This is a genomic window from Streptomyces sp. NBC_01198, assembly GCF_036010485.1.
Classification (GTDB): Bacteria; Actinomycetota; Actinomycetes; order Streptomycetales; family Streptomycetaceae; genus Actinacidiphila.
Window position 1 is genome coordinate 1896100 of sequence record NZ_CP108568.1, and the last position, 19336, is coordinate 1915435.

Consider the following 19336-nt stretch of genomic DNA (forward strand, 5'->3'; position numbering starts at 1 on the left):
GGCCCGGGTCAGCCGCGCGCCTGGCCCGCGGGGGCCGGGGTGGCGAGCAGGGCCACCGTCAGATCGCGGACCAGCGACTTGCGTTCGTAGTCGTCCAGCTCCACCAGGCCCCGTTCGGCGATCCCGCGCAGGGTGTCGGCCACCGCGGTCAGGACGTCGTCGAGCACCACCCTGCGCTGCCTGGCCTCCAGCGAGGCGATCCTGGCCCGCCGCATCGCCCCCGCCACCTCCGGGGCGTACTCCAGCCGGACCGGGGTCACCGAGAAGACCTCCACGCCCACTTCGCGCATCGCGGCGGCCACCAGCCGGCCCAGCTCGTCGCCGAGCCGGTCGCAGTCCCGCAGCGTGACCGCGTCACCGCGGAAGTCGTCGGCCGGGTGCCGGGACACCGCGCGGGCGACCGCCGCCTCGACCTCCTCGCGCAGCAGCCGGGTGCAGTCGTCCACCGCGAAGGCGGCCCGCGCGGTCTCCCTGATCCGCCACACCAGCAGCACGGTGAGCTGGACCGGGGTACCGTACGCGTCCACCGCGTCGATCGGGCGGCTGCGCCAGTGCCGCAGCGAGACGTCCATCCGGCGCCGCCTGAGCAGCGGGCTGATCCACAGCAGCCCGGTGCGGCGGACGGTGCCACGGTAGCCGCCGTGCCGGGTGAGCACCCAGACGCTGCCGGGCCGGCCGCGTACCAGCCCGCAGGCCGCGAGGGCGGCGACCGCGCCGATCAGCACCAGGCCGCTCCACAGCCCGCTCCCCCGGGTCGCGTCGCCCGGCGGGTCCGGGACCAGGCCACCGGTCGGCGGCAGCGGCAGCAGCCCGGCCCGCCACAGCAGCCAGCCCGCCGCACCGACCGCGGCGAGCAGCACGCCCGCCGCCGTCCAGCCCGGCAGGCACGGCCCGGACCGCTCGGTGAGCGCGTCGGCGGACACGCCCGCCGGCGGCTGGACGCGGGGCATCGGTACGGTCTGGTCGGTGCCGGACCCCGGCTGCCCGGGGACGTCGGGCTGCGCGGGGACGTCGGGCTGCGCGGGGACGTCGGGCTGCGCGGCGCGATCGGCGGGCTCGGGGCGTGCCGCGTCGGCGGAACGGTCCTGGCCGTCACCGTGGTCGGCGTGCTCGGCGCCGGCGGGGTGGTCGGGGGGCTCGGTCGGTGCGGCGGTGCCGGGTGAGCTCACGAGAACAGTCGCCTCCACATCTCGGGTCCGGGATATCCGTCGGCGCGGCGGCCCGACCAGCCTTGGGCCCGCTGGAAGGCCTCGACCTTGCGCCGGTCGGCCTCGTGCCAGTTGCGGCTGGGGCGGTAGCCCGCGCCGAAGCCCTTGGCGACCAGCCGGCGGCCGAGCGCCAGGACGCTGTCGTTGCTGCGCCCGGGCCGGAACGCGCCGGCCCCGGGGTAGACCGGGACGCCGGCCGCGGCCTCACCGGTGCGCGGGGCGCTGCCGGGCACGTCGTGGCCCTGGTGCCTGACCAGGTACGCCCACGTGGTGGGACCCGGCAGGCCGTCGGCGTCGGCGCCGGTCCAGCCCTGGGCGCGCTGGAAGGCGGCGGTGGCCCTGCGGTCTGACCCGCTCCACACCGGGCCCGGGCCGATCCGGTAGTGGGCGCCGGCGCCGCGGCCGACCAGCAGCGTGCCCAGACGGGTGACGGCGCCGCCCGAGCGGCCCGGCCCGAAGGCGGCCCGGCCGGGGTAGCCGGTGGCGTCGCCCGTCTTGGCGCCGCCGGCGCCGGACGTCAGGTGCCGGTAGCGGTAGGGGACGTATCCGGCGGAGTGGGCCCAGTAGGCGTACGGCGTCGTCCTGACCCTGGCCCGCGGGGCGGTCTGCTCGTAGGCGGTGTAGCGGGTGCGGGCGTCGTCCGTCCAGCCCGCGAAGATCACGGCGTGCGAACCCTTCTGCGGGTCGGCCGTGTTGTGGAAGAGCAGCATGTCACCGGGCCGCAGCTGGGCGCGGGTGATGCGTACCGCGTAGTCGTCGAGGTTGCCGGTCCAGGCGCTGACGCCGAGCCCCCAGGCCATGGAGACGAAGCCGGAGCAGTCCTGCCGGTAACCGTCCTTCCAGTGCGCGGTCATGCTGTACGGCACCGCGGCCGCCACCCAGGCCCTGGCCCGTTGCAGGATCTGGGCGCGGGTCAGCCGCAGCGGGGTGGCCGCGGTGGCGGTGCCCGGCGCGGCCAGGGTGCCGCGGCCGGTGGCGTAGCCGGTGACCGCGGCGGGGCGGGGCGCCGCCGTGACGGTGGCGGCGGTGCCGCCGAGCGCGGTGCCCGCGGCGGCGGCCACCACCAGCATCCTGGTGGCGCCGGTGCTGGTGGTGGCGCAGGTCTCGCGGGCCATGGAGTCGGCGAGGCGCTGCCGGGCGCAGCCCTCGCAGCCGCACGCGGGCGGCGGGTCGACGTCGTCGAACAGCGGCATCGACATGCGCACCACTCCTCCGTGATCGGGCGTCACTTCCCCTTGGTACCCGATTTCCCCGGAAACTTGACGAAACCGGTGATATCAACACAGGAGAGGGTGAATCGCCCGACCGCGGGGGCGGTGCGGACCCGAAGGGGCGTCAGCCGGCCAGCGCGGGCGTCTCGGTCGGGGTGGCCTGCAGCGCGATGACCCGCTTGGCCTCCTTGAGCACCTGGTCGCGCAGCTTCGCCGGGGTCAGCGAGGAGTGCACGTTCTTCACGACGGCCCCGTTGATCTCCACGACGGGCACCGAGCCGTTGGCCGAGGAGGCGAAGTCGCGCTGCGACTCGTCCACCCAGCCCTCGTGGTCGAGCTGCTCGATGCACGGGTCGAAGCTGGCGGTCTTGATCTTGCCGGCCTTGGCGGCCAGCTTCTTCATCAGCTTCTCGCTGGCCAGCGCGTCGTTCCTGGGGTCGGTGGGCTGGTGCTTCCACAGCTCGCCGACGAAGGCGGTGAAGCGGCTCTGGTCCTGCGCGCAGGCCGCGGCGTTCGCCGCCACCAGGGCGCCGGTGCCGCCGTACTGCTGGTCCGACGCGGTCACCAGGCGGTACTGGAACTGCACCTGGCCGGTGGTCAGCAGCTGCTGGAAGGTCGCCTCGTACTCCTCGTGGAACGCCTTGGAGTCCGGGCTGCGCAGGTCCTCGTAGACCGTGACGGTCACCGGGACCGTCGGGTGCACCGGGATGCCGAGCTTGGGGCCCGCGGAGGGGGTGGGGCTGGGCGACGCGCCGTCCGGCGGCGGGGACGTCGGCGGCTGGGCCGCGACCACCGCGCCACTGGGCTCGGAGACCTTGGTGTCCTTGTTGCCGCGCACATGCGCGCCGATCACCGCGGACACGCCGAAGACCACCGCCATCGCCGTCACGCCGATCGCGTACGGGCGCAGCCGGTCGAAAAGGGTCTTGCGCTTCTTCTTCGGGGCCGCCGAACCGCCCGGAGTGTCGGGTCCCTTGGACTCCGTCATTGCTACGCCACCTCGATCATCCGCACTGCTCTCGCGCATTTCTACCATCGGTCCCGGGAGCCCCGTTAACGGGGCTCCCGGGCGGGGACGGCAGGGCGCCCGCGGCGCGGTCAGTCCTGGGCGAGCCCGGCGGTGGCGCCGGCGCCGCCGCCGGCCGCCACATCGGCCGCCTCGTCGGCGAACCGGCCGTCGATGGTGGCGACCACGCCGGTGACCTGGCGGGCGATGTCCGGCGCCGTCAGGCCGATCGCGGCCATCACGTCCTTGCGGGAGCCCTGCGCGAGGAACTGCGAGGGGATGCCGAAGTCGCGCAGCGGAACGTCCACCTCGGCGTCGCGCAGCGCCTGGGCGATGGTCGAGCCGACACCGCCGACCCTGAGGTTGTCCTCGACGGTGACCACCAGGCGGTGCTTGGCGGCCAGCCCCGGCAACGCCTCGTCCACCGGCTTGACCCAGCGCGGGTCGACCACGGTGCTGGTGATGCCCTGGGCGTCGAGCAGCGCGGCGATCTCCAGGCACATCGGGGCCAGCGCGCCCACCGACACCAGCAGCACGTCCGGCTGCCCGTCGCCGGCCGGCTCGCGCAGCACGTCCATGCCGCCGATCCGGCCGACCGCGGCGACCGCGGGGCCGACCGCGCCCTTGGAGTAGCGCACCACGGTGGGGGCGTCCTCGACCTCGACGGCCTCCCGAAGCTGGGCCCTGACCTGGTCGGCGTCGCGCGGGGCGGCCATCCGCAGGCCCGGGACGACCTGCAGGATCGACATGTCCCACATGCCGTTGTGGCTCGGCCCGTCACTGCCGGTGATACCCGCCCGGTCCAGGACGAAGGTGACACCGCACTTGTGCAGGGCCACGTCCATCAGCACCTGGTCGAAGGCCCGGTTGAGGAAGGTGGCGTAGACCGCGAAGACCGGGTGCAGGCCGCCGGTGGCCAGGCCCGCCGCCGAGACGGCGCCGTGCTGCTCGGCGATGCCGACGTCGTAGACCCGGTCGGGGAAGGCGGCGGCGAATTTGGTCAGGCCCACCGGGTGCAGCATCGCGGCGGTGATGGCCACGATGTCGGACCGCTCCCTGCCCAGCTCCAGCATCTCGTCGCCGAAGACCGAGGTCCAGTCGGCGCCGGCCGCCGCGATCGGCAGCCCGGTGTCGGGGTGGATCGGGCCGATGCCGTGGAAGCGGTCGGTCTCGTCGCGCAGGGCCGGGGTGTAGCCGCGGCCCTTCTCGGTGATGCAGTGCACGATGACCGGCCCGCCGAAGCGCCGGGCGCGCTGCAGCGCGGACTCCACGGCCTCGATGTCGTGGCCGTCGATCGGGCCGACGTACTTCAGGCCCAGGTCCTCGAACATCCCCTGCGGGGTGATGAAGTCCTTGAGGCCCTTCTTGGCGCCGTGCAGCGTCTCGTAGAGCGGGCGGCCGATGAGCGGGGTGCGCTCCAGCACCTCCTTGGTGCGGGCCAGGAACTGCTCGTAGCCGTCGGTGGTGCGCAGGGTCGCCAGGTGGTTGGCGAGGCCGCCGATGGTCGGCGAGTACGACCACTCGTTGTCGTTGACCACGATCACCAGCGGGCGGTCCTTGGCGGCGGCGATGTTGTTCAGCGCCTCCCAGGCCATGCCGCCGGTGAGGGCTCCGTCGCCGATGACGGCGACGACGTGGTCGTCGCGGCCGCGCAGCTCGTTGGCCTTGGCCAGGCCGTCGGCCCAGCCCAGCACGGTCGAGGCGTGGCTGTTCTCGATGACGTCGTGCTCGGACTCGGCGCGCGAGGGGTAACCGGACAGGCCCCCCGTGGCCTTGAGCCGGGAGAAGTCCTGGCGGCCGGTCAGCAGCTTGTGCACGTAGGCCTGGTGGCCGGTGTCGAACAGGATGCGGTCGGCGGGCGAGTGGAAGACCCGGTGCAGTGCGATGGTCAGCTCCACCACGCCCAGGTTCGGGCCGAGATGACCGCCGGTCTTGGCGACCGCTTCCACCAGGAAGGTGCGGATCTCGCCGGCCAGCTCCACGAGCTGCTGCGGGTCGAGCCGATCGAGGTCGCGGGGTCCGTTGATACGGGTCAGCACAGCCACCCGTTCCTCCTCTGCCTGTCGCTCCCGGCCGATCTGGCCTTGGACGAGTCTAATGTTCCGGTTCACGACGCGACGGGCGGCCCCTGGCGATGTCCGTCACGGCGTTGTCTGCCCTCCTTTCCGTGCGCCCGCACACGCCAAACCGCCGGGCGGTCCTGGGGGCCAGGTCCGTCCGGCGGTGCGGGATGTGCGTGCGGTGCTGCGTGCGGCGGTGCGCGGCGGTCACCCGCCGCGCGCCGGCGGGGTGTTACGCCCGGCCGGAGGAGCGCTGCGTGCGGCGCGACACGGAGTCGACGACGACGGCAGCGAGCAGAACCGCACCGGTGATCATGTACTGGATCGACTGGTCCATGTTGAGCAGGTCGAGACCGGTCTGGATGGACTGGATGACCAGCATGCCGAGCAGGGCAGACCAGACGTTGCCGCGACCGCCGAACAGGCTCGTACCGCCGATGACGGCGGCGGCGATGGCGAGCATCAGCAGGTTGCCGGTACCGGCCTGCAGGGTCGCGGTGTAGGTCTGGCCGGCCAGGAACAGGCCGCCGATGGCCGCGAAGCCGCCGGAGATCGCGAAGACCACGATACGGATCATGGCGACGTTGATACCGGCACGGCGGGCGGCCTCGATGCTGCCGCCGACCGCGAAGACCTTGCGGCCGAAGGTGGTACGGCGCAGCACGAAGTCGCAGATCACCAGGGTGGCCAGGAAGATCACCAGCGCGTTGGGCACACCGGCGGACTTGTTGAGCACGTACGCGGCCACGTAGGCCACCACGGCCAGCGCGATGGTGCGCACCAGGATCTCGCTGGTGGGCCGGTAGGGCACACCGGCGGACCGGCGGCGGCCCTGGTCGACCAGCGAGCCGATCAGCAGCGCGGCGACACCCAAGGTGGCCAGGATGTACGCGCCGGCGATGCTCTGGTTCATGAAGAAGGAGCGCTGGCCCAGGATGTGCAGCAGGCCCTTGTCCTGGATCGTGAGGCTGCCGGTGCCGCGCAGCAGCCACTGCATCAGACCGGTCCAGCCCAGGAAGCCCGCCAGGGTGACGACGAACGCGGGGACGCCGATCTTGGCGAAGAAGAAGCCGTGGATCGCGCCGATGGCTATACCGGTGAGCACGGTCAGCACGACCGCGACCCAGGCGTTCAGCCCGTGCGTGACGCTGAGGCTGGCGAACACCGCGGAGGCCAGGCCGCTGACCGAGGCGACCGACAGGTCGATCTCGCCGAGCAGCAGCACGAAGACCAGGCCGACGGCGAGCATGCCGGTCCCGGCCATGAAGTAGCTGATGTTGACCATGTTCGCCGAGCTCAGGAACAGGCTGTCCTTGAGCTGGAAGATGGTCCAGATGATGATCAGCGCGATGATGACCGGCAGCGAGCCGAGCTCGCCGCCCTTGAGCTTGCGCTTGAACTCGGTGAGGTAGCCCTTGAAGCCCTCCTCACGGACCAGCAGCCGTGGGTCGACCGTGGCAACGGCCGGCGGCGGCACCTCGTCACGCCGCTGGTGCATCGTGGTCTTGTCGCTCACTGGGTCGCCTCCGCGTTGCGCGCCAGCCGGCGGGTCACGGCGTTGTCCGTGGCACCGGTGATCGCAGCGATGATCTGTTCGTTGGTGGTGCCCTGGACCGGGAACGCACCGTTGTTCTTGCCGAGGCGCAGCACGTGGACGGTGTCCGCGACGGCCGTGACGTCGGCCATGTTGTGGCTGATCAGGATCACGCCGAGCCGGCGCTCGCGCAGCCGCTCGACCAGGTCGAGCACCTGGGCGGTCTGCTCGACGCCGAGGGCGGCGGTCGGCTCGTCGAGGATGACGACCTTGGGGTCACCGATCAGTGCGCGGGCGATGGCCACCACCTGTCGCTGACCGCCGGAGAGGCTGGCGATCGGTATTCTGACGCTGGGAATGCGGATCGACAGCGTGTTCAGAAGTTCGCGGGAGCGCTTTTCCATCGAGACCTCGTCGAGACTGCCGTAACGCAGCAGCTCCCGGCCGAGGTAGAGATTACCGACAACATCGAGGTTGTCGCACAGCGCGAGGTCCTGGTAGACCGTGGCGATACCGAGACCCTGGGCGTCCTGCGGCCGGTTGATGTGCACCGGCCGCCCTTCCCACTCGATAATGCCCTCGTCGACGGGGTGAACGCCCGCGATCGTCTTGACCAGAGTCGACTTACCGGCTCCGTTGTCACCCACAAGGGCGACAACCTCTCCGGCGTGGACCTCCAGCTCGACATCGGTGAGGGCCTGGACCGCACCGAATCGCTTGGAGACTCCGCGCAACGCCAGCACGGGCGTAGCGGACACGTGAACCATCTCCTTCGCCGCCTGACCGGCGGGGATGCCGCGTGCTGAACTGAACAGCCGCGGAGGGAGTGCACGAAGCACAGGATTACAAAGTGAACGGGGAAGGGGTAGTACCCCCGCCCCGAATTATGCGTCCGCAAGCGTTTCCGTCCGGCGCCCCGCCCCTAGCGGGGTGTTTTGTCGGGACGGGGCGCCGGACAGGCTTGCGGTTCGCGGTTCCTCCCGGAGGCCGGTCGGGACCGCGGGTGCCGGACTAGGAGATGCCGGCGGCGGCGCAGGCCGAGGCGAAGTCCGCGGTGCAGATCTGGTCCTTGGTGTACAGACCGTCCTTGACGACCGTGTCCTTGATGTTCGCCTTGGTCACCGAGAAGGCGGGCAGCAGCTTGGACGGGATCACGCCGCCGCCGAGCTGCTTGGCGGTGGTGTCGGCCACGCTCTTGAAGTCCTTGCCGTTGAGCAGGTCGACCGCGATCTCCGCGGTGGCGTCAGCCTCGGGCTTGTAGGGCTTGTAGATCGTGCTGGTCTGGGTGCCGGCCAGCAGCCGCTGCACACCCGCGAGCTCCGCGTCCTGACCGGTCAGCGGCGGGTTGATGTTCTGGCCCTTGAGGGAGGTCGCGATACCACCGGCCATACCGTCGTTGGCCGAGTAGACGCCGGCGATGTTGTTCTTGCCGAGCTGGGTGATCGCGGCGGACATCTTCTGCGCGGCGACGGTGTCCTTCCACAGACCGGACTGCTCGTAGGCGATCTTCACCTTGCCGTCCAGCACCTTGTGGGCGCCGGCCTTGAACATCGCGGCGTTCGGGTCGGCCGGGTCACCGTTGATCATGACAACGTTAGCCTGCGGCGTGGCCTTCGGGCCCATGGCGTCGAGCAGGGCCTGGCCCTGGAGCTCGCCGATCTTCTCGTTGTCGTAGCTGACGTACGCGGAGATCGGACCCTCGGCGAGGCGGTCGTAGGCGACGACCTTGATGCCCTTGTCGACAGCGGCCTGGACGGAGGACTTGATGCCGGTCGAGTCCTGGGCGTCCAGGATGAGGACCTTCACGCCCCGGGCGATCATGCTGCTGACCTGCTGCGCCTGCTTGGCCGGGTCACCGGCGGCGTTGTCGTACTGCACGTTGCAGTCCGCGCACAGCTCCTTGATCTTGGCCTCGATCAGCGGCTTGTCGAACTTCTCGTACCGGGTGGTCGCGTTCTCCGGCAGCAGCAGGCCGATGGACTTGTTGTCCTTGCTGCCACCGCTGGACCCCTTGTCGTCACCACCGGCCTTACCACAGGCGGCCATGGTGAGCGCGATCGAAACCGCAGCCGTCCCGACGACGATTCGACGCGTCATTGCGTTCATGTGAGGTTGCCTCCCTGACAGGGCCGCAACACCGCGGCCGAGGTGCTGGTGAGTCAACTCCGGCTGACACCCTGTCGTCAAGAAGTAAACACTTAACGAGATGGCAACGGCGCGTTTCGTTAGCTGTGTGAACGCTCAGTTATGCCGAAAAGGCCGGTGTGTCAACCGGCTGATTCCCGTCCAGAAGGGTCGAATCGCCCATTTCACTCAGAACCAGGGCAAGTGCCCCCAGAACCTCGGCCCGTGCCCCCAGTGCCCCGGGGACCACGGACAGCCGCTGGGCGGCGCTGGGGATCGCGTAACGCGACACCGACTCCCTTATCGGGCCGAGCACCAGCTCCCCCGCCTCCGCCAGGTCGCCACCCAGCACGATACGGCTGGGGTTGAGCAGGTTGCACAGGCTGGCCACGCCCATCCCGATGTGCCGGCCCACGTCGCCGGTCACCCGGCGGCAGCCCGGGTCGCCCTCGCGGGCCAGCTGCACCATGCGCGGCACGGTCAGACCGTCGCCGTGGCTGCCGCGGAGCAGTTCGAGCACGTAGCGGGCGGCGGTGAAGGTCTCCAGGCAGCCGCGGTTGCCGCAGCGGCACACCGGGCCCGACTCGTCGAGCGTGATGTGGCCGATCTCACCGGCCGTGCCGCCCGGGCCGCGATAGATCCGGCCGTCTATCACCAGCCCGGCACCGACCCCGCTGGCCACCTTGATGTAGGCCAGGTCCTTGACCCCGCGGCCGCCGCCCCACACCAGCTCGCCGAGCGCGCCGAGGTTGGCGTCGTTGTCCACCTGGACCGGGACGCCGAGCCGGTCGGACATCTCCTGGCGCGGGTTGATCCCGCTCCAGCCCGGCAGGATCGCGGTGGACCCGAGCGCCCCGGACTCCACGTCGATCGGCCCCGGCACCCCGAGGCCGACGCCGAGCACCTTGTCGGCGCTGATACCGGTGGACTCCACCAGGCGGCCCACCAGTTGCTCGGCCCGGTCGAAGCCCTGCGAGGCCGAGGCGTCCACGTCGATCGGCTCGGACTGCTCGGCCAGCACCTGGTGGGCCAGGTTGCCGACCGCGACCCGCAGGTGGGAGTGGCCGAAGTCGACGCCGACCACGATGCCCGCGTCCCCGGACAGCGCCACGCTGCGCGCCCGCCGACCCCCCGAGGAGGTCGGCGTGACCTGCACCGTTCCGTTGTCCCGCAGCTCACGTACGATGTTCGACACGGTCGCGGCCGACAGACCCGTACTGCGTGCGATCTCCGCCTGGGTGAGCGATCCGGCCAGCCGCACGGCACGCACCACGCGTTCCAGATTGGCCCGGTGCAGCGACGACTGCGATCCCGGAGTCTCCACGACATCCACTCCTGCCCGGCAGGCGGCCCGTGTCCGCTTGCCCGCACGGGACGGGGCCGACCCTGATGCCGGATGGAGCACACCAGCGAGACCCCGTCGTCTACAACATGTGAACTCTAAGTTGAGTGTTTGGGGTGATGTCCCGTCAAGGGGGAGAACCACACCGTTATCCGAAACGGCCGCGGGAACGCCGAACAGCGGCCCCGCGAGCTGCGGAGCCGCCGGGCGCCGGCCGACCGTGCGTACAGGTGTTCACAGGAGGCCTGGGAGGTGTCCGGGGTCTACTTGAGCGCCCCCGCGGTGAGTCCGGCCTGCACCTGGCGCTGGAAGACGATGTAGACGGCCAGCACCGGGAGCATGGCGATGGAGAGTCCGGCGAACAGGCCGCCCCAGTCCCCCTGGTAGCCCTGCTGCACCGCGAGGTCGGCCAGGCCCTGGGTGAGCACCCATTTGTCGGTGTCGCCCTGGTTCAGCACCAGGGGGAGCAGGTACTGGTTCCACTGCCCGAGCACGTTGAAGATCCCGATGCTGATGATGCCCGGCTTGGCCATCGGCACCATGATCTGGAAGAACGTCCTGGTATGGGATGCTCCGTCCACCAGTGCCGCCTCCGCCACCGAGGTCGGCAGGGTGCGGAAGAACGACGTCATGAAGAAGACGGTGAAGGGCAGCGAGTAGGCGATGTAGACCAGGATCAGTCCTGGCAGGGTGTTGATGATGCCGAGGTTGGTGGTGACGAAGAACAGCGGCACCAGCACCATCACGACCGGGAAGGCCATGCCCGCCACGAAGATGAAGTAGATCAGCCGGTTGCCGGGGAATTCGAAGCGGGCCAGCACGTAGGCCGCCATCGAGCCGAACAGCATCGTGCCGACGGTCGAGAAGCCGACCACGATGATGGTGTTGATGAAGTACTGGCCCATGTTCGCCTTCGTCCAGGCGTGGGACCAGTTCTCGAAGTGCAGGTGGGTCGGCAGCGACAGCGGGTGGCTGAGGATGTCCCCGGAGCTCTTGAACGAGCTCCACAGCGCCCACAGCAGCGGCAGGCCCACCATCAGCGCCCACACGGCCAGGAAGACGTGGCTGAAGGCGTTCAGCACGCCGCCCTCGCTGCGGCGCCACTTCCAGCGGGCCGCGTCCGAGGCGGGCGAGCCGGACTTGTGGGGCGCGGAGCCTGGGGCCCCGTCGATCGTCTCGGTTGTCATCGGGGCACCCCTAGAACTCGATACGCTCGCGGCGCGACAGCCGCAGCGTCAGTACGGCGAACACCAGCGTCACCAGCAGCATGGCGACACCCATGGCCGCCGCCAGGCCGTACTGGCTGTTGTCCCGGAAGGCCGTCTTGAACAGCAGCAGCGGGACGACGTCGGTCTTCTCGTTGGGACCGCCGTTGTTGACCGACATCAGCTGGACGTAGGCGAAGGCGTCCATGGCGATGATGCCCATGTAGACCCAGCCGGTGGCGACCGTGTCGGACAGCAGCGGCAGGGTCACCCGGAAGAAGGTGGTGGACCGGGTGGCGCCGTCCAGCAGCGAGGCCTCGTAGATCTCGGTGGGGATGGACGACATGCCGGCCGAGAAGAGCACCACGTAGAAGCCGACGTTCGCCCAGACCATCACCGCCATGATGCAGGCCAGCGCCAGTTTCGGGTCGCCCAGCCAGGACTGGGTCTGCGAGCCGAGCCCGATGCTGTGCAGGACGACGTTGAGCACGCCCTCGTCGGGGTCCGGGTTGTAGATCTGCTGCCAGAGGATGGCGATCACCGCCACCGACAGCACCTGCGGGAAAAAGAAGATGATCTTATAGGCGCCCGATCCCCGGACGCCGGCGACCGACGCGCTGCCTTTGCGCCGGCCGCCGACGTTGAGCATGAAAGCGAAGAACAGACCGAGCGCCAGCGTCACGACCGGCACAATCAGCAGCAGCAGGACGTTGTGCCACAGCGACTGCCAGAAGAGATGGTTGTGAATGATCTTCCGGTAGTTGTCGAACCCGATGTAGTGCTTGTCGGGGGTGAGTCCTGTCCAGTCCGTCATGGAGATCTGGAAGTCCTGCACGAAGGGCGAGATCACAAGGACCCCGTACAGCGCCAGGGGAATCGCCAGAAAACCGATGATGAACCGGTACTTGCCGTGTCGCATGTCGCCGGTCGCTCTCGTCTCAGCCGTTAGGGGGAATGCGGATCAGACGGTGTGCTTGAACTTCGGCACGGACGAGTCCTTCTTGGTGGCGTCCGAGGCCTTCTGCGCACCCTCGATCCACTTGGCGGCGTTGATCTGCCCGGTGAGGAGCTGCGCGGTCAGGTTGCCGATGGTCTCCTGGTTGAGCTTGACGTACCAGTCCTGGATACGCGCGTTGAGCACGTTCGTGCCGGCCGCCTTGAGGGCGGTGTTCGCCGAGGCCAGGCCGGGAGTCAGGGTCAGGCCCTCGGCGGAGTTCGCCACGCAGGTCAGCGACTTGATGGTGTTGGTGAAGTTGTCGGTCTGCTTCTTGGCGAGCATGATCCGCAGCAGTTCCATACCGCCGGACGGGTTCTTGCCGTTGGCGGCCACGATGAAGGGCTCGCCGGCTGCCGCGTAGAGGGTGCCGAACGGCAGCTTGTCGCTGTCGCCGCCGCCGATCAGCGGGCCGACCGCCAGGTCGAAGTCCTTGGGCATGGTCGGGGCGGCCTCGTTCTCCACCCACGAGCCGTCCGCCACCAGGGCGGCCTTGCCCTTGGTCCAGTCGGTCTGCATCTGGATGTGCGTCTTGCCCTCGGACCCGGCCAGGAAGTACTTCTTCGCCGCCAGCTCCTCGTAGTAGCCGAGGACCTGCTTGACCGCGTCGACCTGGAAGGCGCCGTCCTCCAGGTCGTCGATCGCGTTCAGCACCTCTTTGCCGCCCACCTTGCCGATCTGGGCGAGCAGGTCGAAGTGCACGTAGTACGGGTACTTGCCCGGGTAGGTGAACAGCGCGACGCCGGCGGCCTTCGTCTTGGCGCCGAGCGCGATCATCTCGTCGAAGGTCTTGGGGTACGTCCAGCCCTTCTCCTGGAAGAGCTTGTTGGAGTACCAGCTGCCGTAGACGGTGAAGGCGTAGTTCAGCGCGTACATCTTGTCGGAGCCGAACTGGCCCTGCTCGACCGTGCCGGCGACCAGGACGTCGCGGACCTTCTTGGACGGGTCGTCGATCGTGGCGGCGTCCAGCAGCGGGGTGAGGTCCAGCAGCTTGCCCTCCTTGGCGAGGGCGGCGGTGTCGAGGTTGTCGGCGCCGGAGTTGTCCATGAAGTCCGGCGGCGTGTTGTTGGCGAAGCGCGGCTGCAGCTTCGGGCCGATGGCCTGCGTACCGGTGTGCTTGACCGTGACGCCGTAGGTCGTGTTGTAGACCGTCTCGGCGGACTTGATGTAGTCGTCGCCGAATCCGCCCTTGAAGACGAAGGCCTCCAGCGGCGCGCCCTTCTTGACACCGAGCGGATTGGCCGCCGACTTGGTGCCGGTCGCGACCGGCTTGTTCTTGTCCCCGCCACTGGATGTGGCACATGCCGACAGCAGCGAAGCAGACGGAATCGCCACCACGCCGATCGCCATTGCCCGCTTGATTGCATCGCGCCGGTTGAACTCGGATCCCATGCTCAAGTCCTCGCCTTCATCAGGACTCATGCGGTGCAGCGGAATCCGCCGACGACCGCGAACAGTTGAAGCTTGAGTGATGCCGTGCATCCAGTGAGGCAGGGAACGATATCCGACGACCGGCGGTGCCACCCTGCCGATTGACCCGCCTGACCCCGCGCTCCAGCAGGTTCCCTGGACGCCGACAGGTATAGTCCACTTCTCTCCGACAGGGCAAGATCAAGAGCGCGTTTGGTCGGCAAGCTTTCCCGAGTTGAGACCTGTCCGAAATGCGGGACGACGAAACCGCAGGTCAGAGCGATGCCCATCCACGGATGGCGGACGATCGGCGGATTGGCTTGCGCAAAAAGGACGGACCGCGCCCCCCTGACGGGGAGACGCGGTCCGTGCTACTCGTGAGTCACCTCGGGCCGGCTACTGCCGGATGAGCGAACGCAGGACGTACTGCATGATGCCGCCGTTGCGGTAATAGTCCGCTTCACCCGGAGTGTCGATGCGGACCACCGCGTCGAACTCCACACCGGTGTCGGTGCTGACCTTGACGGTGCGCGGGGTGCTGCCGTCGTTGAGCGCGGTGACGCCCGTGAAGGAGTACGTCTCCTCACCCGTCAGGCCCAGCGTGACCGCCGTGGCGCCCTCGGGGAACTGCAGCGGCAGCACCCCCATGCCGATCAGGTTGGAGCGGTGGATGCGCTCGTAGGACTCGGCGATGACCGCCTTGACGCCGAGCAGCGCGGTGCCCTTGGCGGCCCAGTCGCGGGACGAGCCCGAGCCGTACTCCTTGCCCGCCAGGACGACCAGCGGGGTGCCCTGCTCGATGTAGTTGCGCGAGGCGTCGTAGATGAAGGCCACCGGCGCCTCGGGCCGGGTGAAGTCGCGCGTGAAGCCGCCCTCGGTGCCCGGGGCGATCTGGTTGCGCAGCCGGATGTTGGCGAAGGTGCCGCGGATCATGACCTCGTGGTTGCCGCGGCGCGAGCCGTAGCTGTTGAAGTCGCGGCGCTGCACGCCGTGCTCCGTCAGGTACTGCCCGGCCGGGGTGTCGGCCTTGATCGCGCCGGCCGGCGAGATGTGGTCGGTGGTGACCGAGTCGCCGAGCTTGGCCAGCACCCGGGCGCCGCTGATGTCGGTGACCGGCTCGGGGTCCATGCCCATGCCCTCGAAGTACGGGGGCTTGCGGACGTAGGTGGACTGCGGGTCCCACTCGAAGGTGTTGCCGGTCGGGATCGGCAGCGCCTGCCACTGGGCGTCGCCGGCGAAGACGTCGCTGTAGGAGCTGCGGAACATGTCCTCGCCGATCGCCGAGGCGACCACGTCGTTGACCTCGGCCTCGGTCGGCCAGATGTCCTCCAGGTGGACCGGCTTGCCGTCCTGGTCGGTGCCCAGCGCCTCCCGGGTGATGTCCATCCGCATCGAGCCCGCGATGGCGTACGCGACGACCAGCGGCGGGGAGGCCAGGTAGTTCATCTTGACGTCCGGGTTGATCCGGCCCTCGAAGTTCCGGTTGCCGGACAGCACGGCGGCGACCGCCAGGTCGGCCTCGTTGACCGCCTTGGAGACCTCCTCGGGCAGCGGGCCCGAGTTGCCGATGCAGGTGGTGCAGCCGTAACCGACCAGGTTGAAGCCCAGCTTGTCCAGATACGGGGTCAGGCCGGCCTTGTCGAAGTAGTCGGTGACGACCTTGGAGCCGGGGGCCAGCGTGGTCTTGACCCAGGGCTTGCGGGTCAGGCCCTTCTCGACCGCCTTCTTGGCCACCAGCGCGGCGGCCACCATCACGTACGGGTTCGAGGTGTTGGTGCAGGAGGTGATGGCGGCGACGGTGACCGCGCCGTGGTCGAGCTCGTAGCTGCTGCCGTCCTCGGCGGTGACCGGGGTCGGCTTGCTCGGCACGCCGTTGTGGGTGGCCGGGGAGTCCGAGGCCGGGAAGGACTCCTTGCCCGCCTCCTCGTCGTCGGTCACGTAGTTGCGCACGTCGACGGCGAACTGCTCGGCGGCCCGGGCCAGCACGATCCGGTCCTGCGGGCGCTTGGGCCCGGCGATGGAGGGCACGACCGTCGACAGGTCGAGCTCCAGCTTCTCGGAGTAGTCCGGCTCGGCGGCCGGGTCCAGCCACAGGCCCTGCTCCCTGGCGTACGCCTCGACGAGCGCCACCTGCTGCTCGGAGCGGCCGGTCAGCTTCAGGTACTTGATGGTCTCGGCATCGATCGGGAAGATCGCCGCGGTGGAGCCGAACTCCGGCGACATGTTGCCGATGGTGGCCCGGTTGGCCAGCGAGGTGGCGCCGACGCCCTCGCCGTAGAACTCCACGAACTTGCCGACCACCCCGTGCCCGCGCAGCATCTCGGTGATGGTGAGCACCAGGTCGGTGGCGGTGGTGCCGGCCGGCAGCTCGCCGGTCAGCTTGAAGCCGACCACCCGCGGGATGAGCATCGACACCGGCTGGCCGAGCATCGCGGCCTCCGCCTCGATGCCGCCGACGCCCCAGCCGAGCACGCCGAGGCCGTTGACCATGGTGGTGTGCGAGTCGGTGCCCACCAGGGTGTCCGGGTAGGCCTGGCCGTTCCTGACCATGACGGTACGGGCGAGGTGCTCGATGTTCACCTGGTGAACGATGCCGGTGCCGGGCGGGACGACCTTGAACTCGTCGAAGGCGGTCTGGCCCCAGCGCAGGAACTGGTACCGCTCCTTGTTGCGGCCGTACTCCAGCTCGACGTTCTGCGCGAAGGACTCGGGGGTGCCGAAGCGGTCGGCGATCACCGAGTGGTCGATGACCAGCTCGGCCGGTGCCAGCGGGTTGATCCGGGCCGGGTCGCCGCCCAGCTCCTTCACCGCCTCGCGCATGGTGGCCAGGTCCACCACGCACGGCACACCGGTGAAGTCCTGCATGATCACCCGGGCCGGCGTGAACTGGATCTCCTGGCTCGGCTGCGCCTGCGAGTCCCAGCCGCCGACGGCCCGGATGTGCGCGGCGGTGATGTTCGCGCCGTCCTCGGTGCGGAGCAGATTCTCCAGCAGCACCTTCAGGCTGTACGGCAGCCGGGCGGAGCCCTCCACCTTGTCCAGCCGGAAGATCTCGTACGACTCGTCGCCCACCTGCAGTGTGCTGCGGGCGTCGAAGCTGTTCGCCGACACGGCAGTCTCCTTCATGCGTCGTCCTGCGTCCTTGCGCGCGTGTCCCGCGGCCGCGCTGCCCGCGCTGTCGTGGTACGCCTCGGCAGATATCTCGATGTCGAGATAACTCTAGTACATGACGGCGGCAGGTTCATGTGCGGCCGGATGGCGGTCTTCTGCCGCCGGGCGGCGATCGTCCCGCCGGTCCGCCGCGCTTCCGGCACCTCCCGGCGCCGGTGCCGGCCGCCGGGCCTGTGACCTGTGTGGCGGGGGTTGCGCCACGGGCCTCAGTCGGTAGCGTGAGGTCTGTCGGATGCCGTCCGCTCGGCGGGTCGCGGGCGGGGCCGTCCGGGTCACCGGTGGGGCCGTCGGGGTCACGGCGGGACGCGCCACGAATGGCGGTACCCGCGTTGCCCCATCTCATATATGAGATAGGGTCACCGATATGACCGACGACTACCTCGCACGTATCGGCAGGCTCATCAGGGACGCCCGACAGCATCGGGGCTGGACACAGACGCATCTCGCGGACGCGCTCGGCACCAGCCAGAGCGCGGTGAACCGCATCGAGCGGGGCAATCAGAACATCAGCCTTGAGATGATCGCCAGGATCGGCGAGGCCCTGGACAGCGAGATCGTCTCGCTCGGCTACTCCGGACCCATGCACCTGCGGGTGGTCGGCGGCCGCCGGCTGTCGGGCGCCATAGACGTCAAGACCAGCAAGAACGCCTGCGTGGCGCTGCTGTGCGCGACCCTGCTGAACGCCGGCCGCACCACCCTGCGCCGGGTCGCCAGGATCGAGGAGGTCTACCGCATCCTCGAAGTCCTCGGCAGCATCGGCGTCCGCACCCGGTGGATCAACGACGGCAACGACCTGGAGATCGTGCCGCCCGCCACGCTCGACCTGGACGCGATGGACACCGAGGCCGCCCGCCGCACCCGCAGCGTGATCATGTTCCTCGGCCCGCTGCTGCACCGCACCGACCGCTTCAGGATCCCCTACGCCGGCGGCTGCGACCTCGGCACCCGTACGGTCCAGCCGCACATGAACGCGCTGCGGCACTTCGGTCTTGACGTCACCGCCACCGACGGCTCCTACCACGCCGAGGTGACCGGCGGGATCGCCCCGCACCGCCCGATCGTGCTGACCGAGCGCGGCGACACCGTGACCGAGAACGCGCTGCTGGCCGCCGCCCGCTACGAGGGCGTCACCGTCATCCGCAACGCCAGCTCCAACTACATGGTCCAGGACCTGTGCTTCTTCCTGGAGGAGCTGGGCGTGCGGGTCGAGGGCATCGGCACCACGACGCTGACCGTGCACGGCGTGGCGGACATCGACCGCGACGTCGACTACGCACCGTCCGAGGACCCGGTCGAGGCGATGAGCCTGCTGGCCGCGGCCGTCGTCACCGAGTCCGAGCTGACCATCCGCCGGGCGCCGATCGAGTTCCTGGAGATCGAGCTCGCGGTGCTTGAGGAGATGGGCCTGGACTTCGAGATCACCCCGGAGTACCGGGCGGACAACGGGCGCACCCGGCTGGTGGACCTCACCGTCCGCCCGTCCAAGCTGCGTTCGCCGATCGACAAGATCCACCCGATGCCCTTCCCCGGCCTGAACATCGACAACGTGCCCTTCTTCGCGGCCATCGCCGCGACCGCGCAGGGCTCGACCCTCATCCACGACTGGGTCTACGACAACCGGGCGATCTACCTCACCGAGCTGACCCGCCTCGGCGCGTCCGTCAAGCTCCTCGACCCGCACCGGATCATGGTCGACGGCCCGACCCGCTGGCGCGCCTCGGAGATGATGTGCCCGCCGGCGCTGCGCCCCGCGGTGGTCGTGCTGCTGGCCATGATGGCGGCCGAGGGCACCTCGGTGCTGCGCAACGTCTACGTCATCAACCGCGGTTACGAGGACCTGGCGGAGCGGCTGAACACGATCGGCGCGCAGATCGAGATCTTCCGGGACATCTGATACGCGGATGCCGCCGCACCCCGTCTGACCTGCAAGGAAGCAGGTCGGGAAGGGTGCGGCGGCACCTCAGGGACTTCTCAGGGACTTTGCGCCCACAGCAGCCGTCAGGCCACGCTCGTCAGGCCCAACTCACCGTCCGCGCCACGCAAAGATCGCGTCGATCGCGGCGCTGCCCCG

Annotated in this window: 13 protein-coding genes; 1 reads left to right on the top strand and 12 read right to left on the bottom strand. The window is 69.6% G+C overall.

What is annotated here, in order from left to right:
* Window positions 1-8: 8 nt before the first annotated feature.
* The 12 genes from OG702_RS08550 to acnA form a co-directional block, all read right to left on the bottom strand.
* The gene (locus tag OG702_RS08550; protein WP_327288250.1) at window positions 9-1169 is read right to left on the bottom strand and encodes an SPFH domain-containing protein; all 1161 of its coding nucleotides are present in this window, start codon (window positions 1167-1169) and stop codon (window positions 9-11) included.
* Window positions 1166-2407, bottom strand: coding sequence for a peptidoglycan-binding protein (locus tag OG702_RS08555; protein ID WP_327288251.1), 1242 nt, complete (start codon window positions 2405-2407; stop codon window positions 1166-1168). Before OG702_RS08555 ends, OG702_RS08550 begins: the two co-directional genes overlap by 4 nt.
* A 136-nt stretch (window positions 2408-2543) precedes the next feature.
* Window positions 2544-3407 carry a DsbA family protein gene (locus OG702_RS08560; protein WP_327288252.1) on the bottom strand — a complete coding sequence of 288 codons (864 nt, stop codon included), beginning with the start codon at window positions 3405-3407 and terminating at the stop codon, window positions 2544-2546.
* A gap of 110 nt (window positions 3408-3517) precedes the next feature.
* Entirely contained in the window at window positions 3518-5470 is a 1953-nt protein-coding gene (dxs, locus tag OG702_RS08565) for a 1-deoxy-D-xylulose-5-phosphate synthase (protein WP_327288253.1), read from the bottom strand.
* Window positions 5471-5717: 247 nt separating this feature from the next.
* The gene (locus OG702_RS08570; RefSeq protein WP_327293144.1) at window positions 5718-6983 is read right to left on the bottom strand and encodes a sugar ABC transporter permease; all 1266 of its coding nucleotides are present in this window, start codon (window positions 6981-6983) and stop codon (window positions 5718-5720) included.
* Between the two features lie 14 nt (window positions 6984-6997).
* Complete coding sequence (locus OG702_RS08575; RefSeq protein WP_327288254.1) at window positions 6998-7786, bottom strand: ATP-binding cassette domain-containing protein; 789 nt, start codon at window positions 7784-7786, stop codon at window positions 6998-7000.
* 244 nt (window positions 7787-8030) lie between these two features.
* Complete coding sequence (locus tag OG702_RS08580; protein WP_327288255.1) at window positions 8031-9125, bottom strand: sugar ABC transporter substrate-binding protein; 1095 nt, start codon at window positions 9123-9125, stop codon at window positions 8031-8033.
* A gap of 139 nt (window positions 9126-9264) precedes the next feature.
* Window positions 9265-10467: an ROK family transcriptional regulator gene (locus tag OG702_RS08585; RefSeq protein WP_327288256.1), complete on the bottom strand. Its 1203-nt coding sequence runs from the start codon at window positions 10465-10467 to the stop codon at window positions 9265-9267.
* A gap of 281 nt (window positions 10468-10748) precedes the next feature.
* Entirely contained in the window at window positions 10749-11672 is a 924-nt protein-coding gene (locus OG702_RS08590) for a carbohydrate ABC transporter permease (protein WP_327288257.1), read from the bottom strand.
* Window positions 11673-11682: 10 nt separating this feature from the next.
* The gene (locus tag OG702_RS08595) at window positions 11683-12609 is read right to left on the bottom strand and encodes a carbohydrate ABC transporter permease (RefSeq protein WP_327288258.1); all 927 of its coding nucleotides are present in this window, start codon (window positions 12607-12609) and stop codon (window positions 11683-11685) included.
* Between the two features lie 42 nt (window positions 12610-12651).
* Complete coding sequence (gene ngcE, locus OG702_RS08600; protein ID WP_327288259.1) at window positions 12652-14076, bottom strand: N-acetylglucosamine/diacetylchitobiose ABC transporter substrate-binding protein; 1425 nt, start codon at window positions 14074-14076, stop codon at window positions 12652-12654.
* Window positions 14077-14490: 414 nt separating this feature from the next.
* On the bottom strand, window positions 14491-17205 hold the full coding sequence (gene acnA / locus OG702_RS08605; RefSeq protein ID WP_327293145.1) for an aconitate hydratase AcnA: 2715 nt from the start codon (window positions 17203-17205) through the stop codon (window positions 14491-14493).
* A gap of 424 nt (window positions 17206-17629) precedes the next feature.
* Here acnA and OG702_RS08610 point away from each other — a divergent pair, with 424 nt between their 5' ends.
* Window positions 17630-19159 (top strand): helix-turn-helix domain-containing protein, encoded by a 1530-nt coding sequence (locus OG702_RS08610; protein ID WP_327288260.1) that lies wholly within the window; start codon window positions 17630-17632, stop codon window positions 19157-19159.
* Window positions 19160-19336: the final 177 nt, after the last annotated feature.

Excerpts from the sequence above, each read along its gene's own strand:
- OG702_RS08560 (WP_327288252.1), bottom strand. The coding sequence starts at position 3,407 with ATGACGGAGTCCAAGGGACCCGACACTCCGGGCGGTTCGGCGGCCCCG.
- OG702_RS08590 (WP_327288257.1), bottom strand. The coding sequence starts at position 11,672 with ATGACAACCGAGACGATCGACGGGGCCCCAGGCTCCGCGCCCCACAAG.
- ngcE (WP_327288259.1), bottom strand. The coding sequence starts at position 14,076 with ATGGGATCCGAGTTCAACCGGCGCGATGCAATCAAGCGGGCAATGGCG.
- OG702_RS08610 (WP_327288260.1), top strand. The coding sequence starts at position 17,630 with ATGACCGACGACTACCTCGCACGTATCGGCAGGCTCATCAGGGACGCC.
- OG702_RS08575 (WP_327288254.1), bottom strand. The coding sequence starts at position 7,786 with ATGGTTCACGTGTCCGCTACGCCCGTGCTGGCGTTGCGCGGAGTCTCC.
- OG702_RS08555 (WP_327288251.1), bottom strand. The coding sequence starts at position 2,407 with ATGTCGATGCCGCTGTTCGACGACGTCGACCCGCCGCCCGCGTGCGGC.
- OG702_RS08595 (WP_327288258.1), bottom strand. The coding sequence starts at position 12,609 with ATGCGACACGGCAAGTACCGGTTCATCATCGGTTTTCTGGCGATTCCC.
- OG702_RS08580 (WP_327288255.1), bottom strand. The coding sequence starts at position 9,125 with ATGAACGCAATGACGCGTCGAATCGTCGTCGGGACGGCTGCGGTTTCG.
- OG702_RS08570 (WP_327293144.1), bottom strand. The coding sequence starts at position 6,983 with ATGCACCAGCGGCGTGACGAGGTGCCGCCGCCGGCCGTTGCCACGGTC.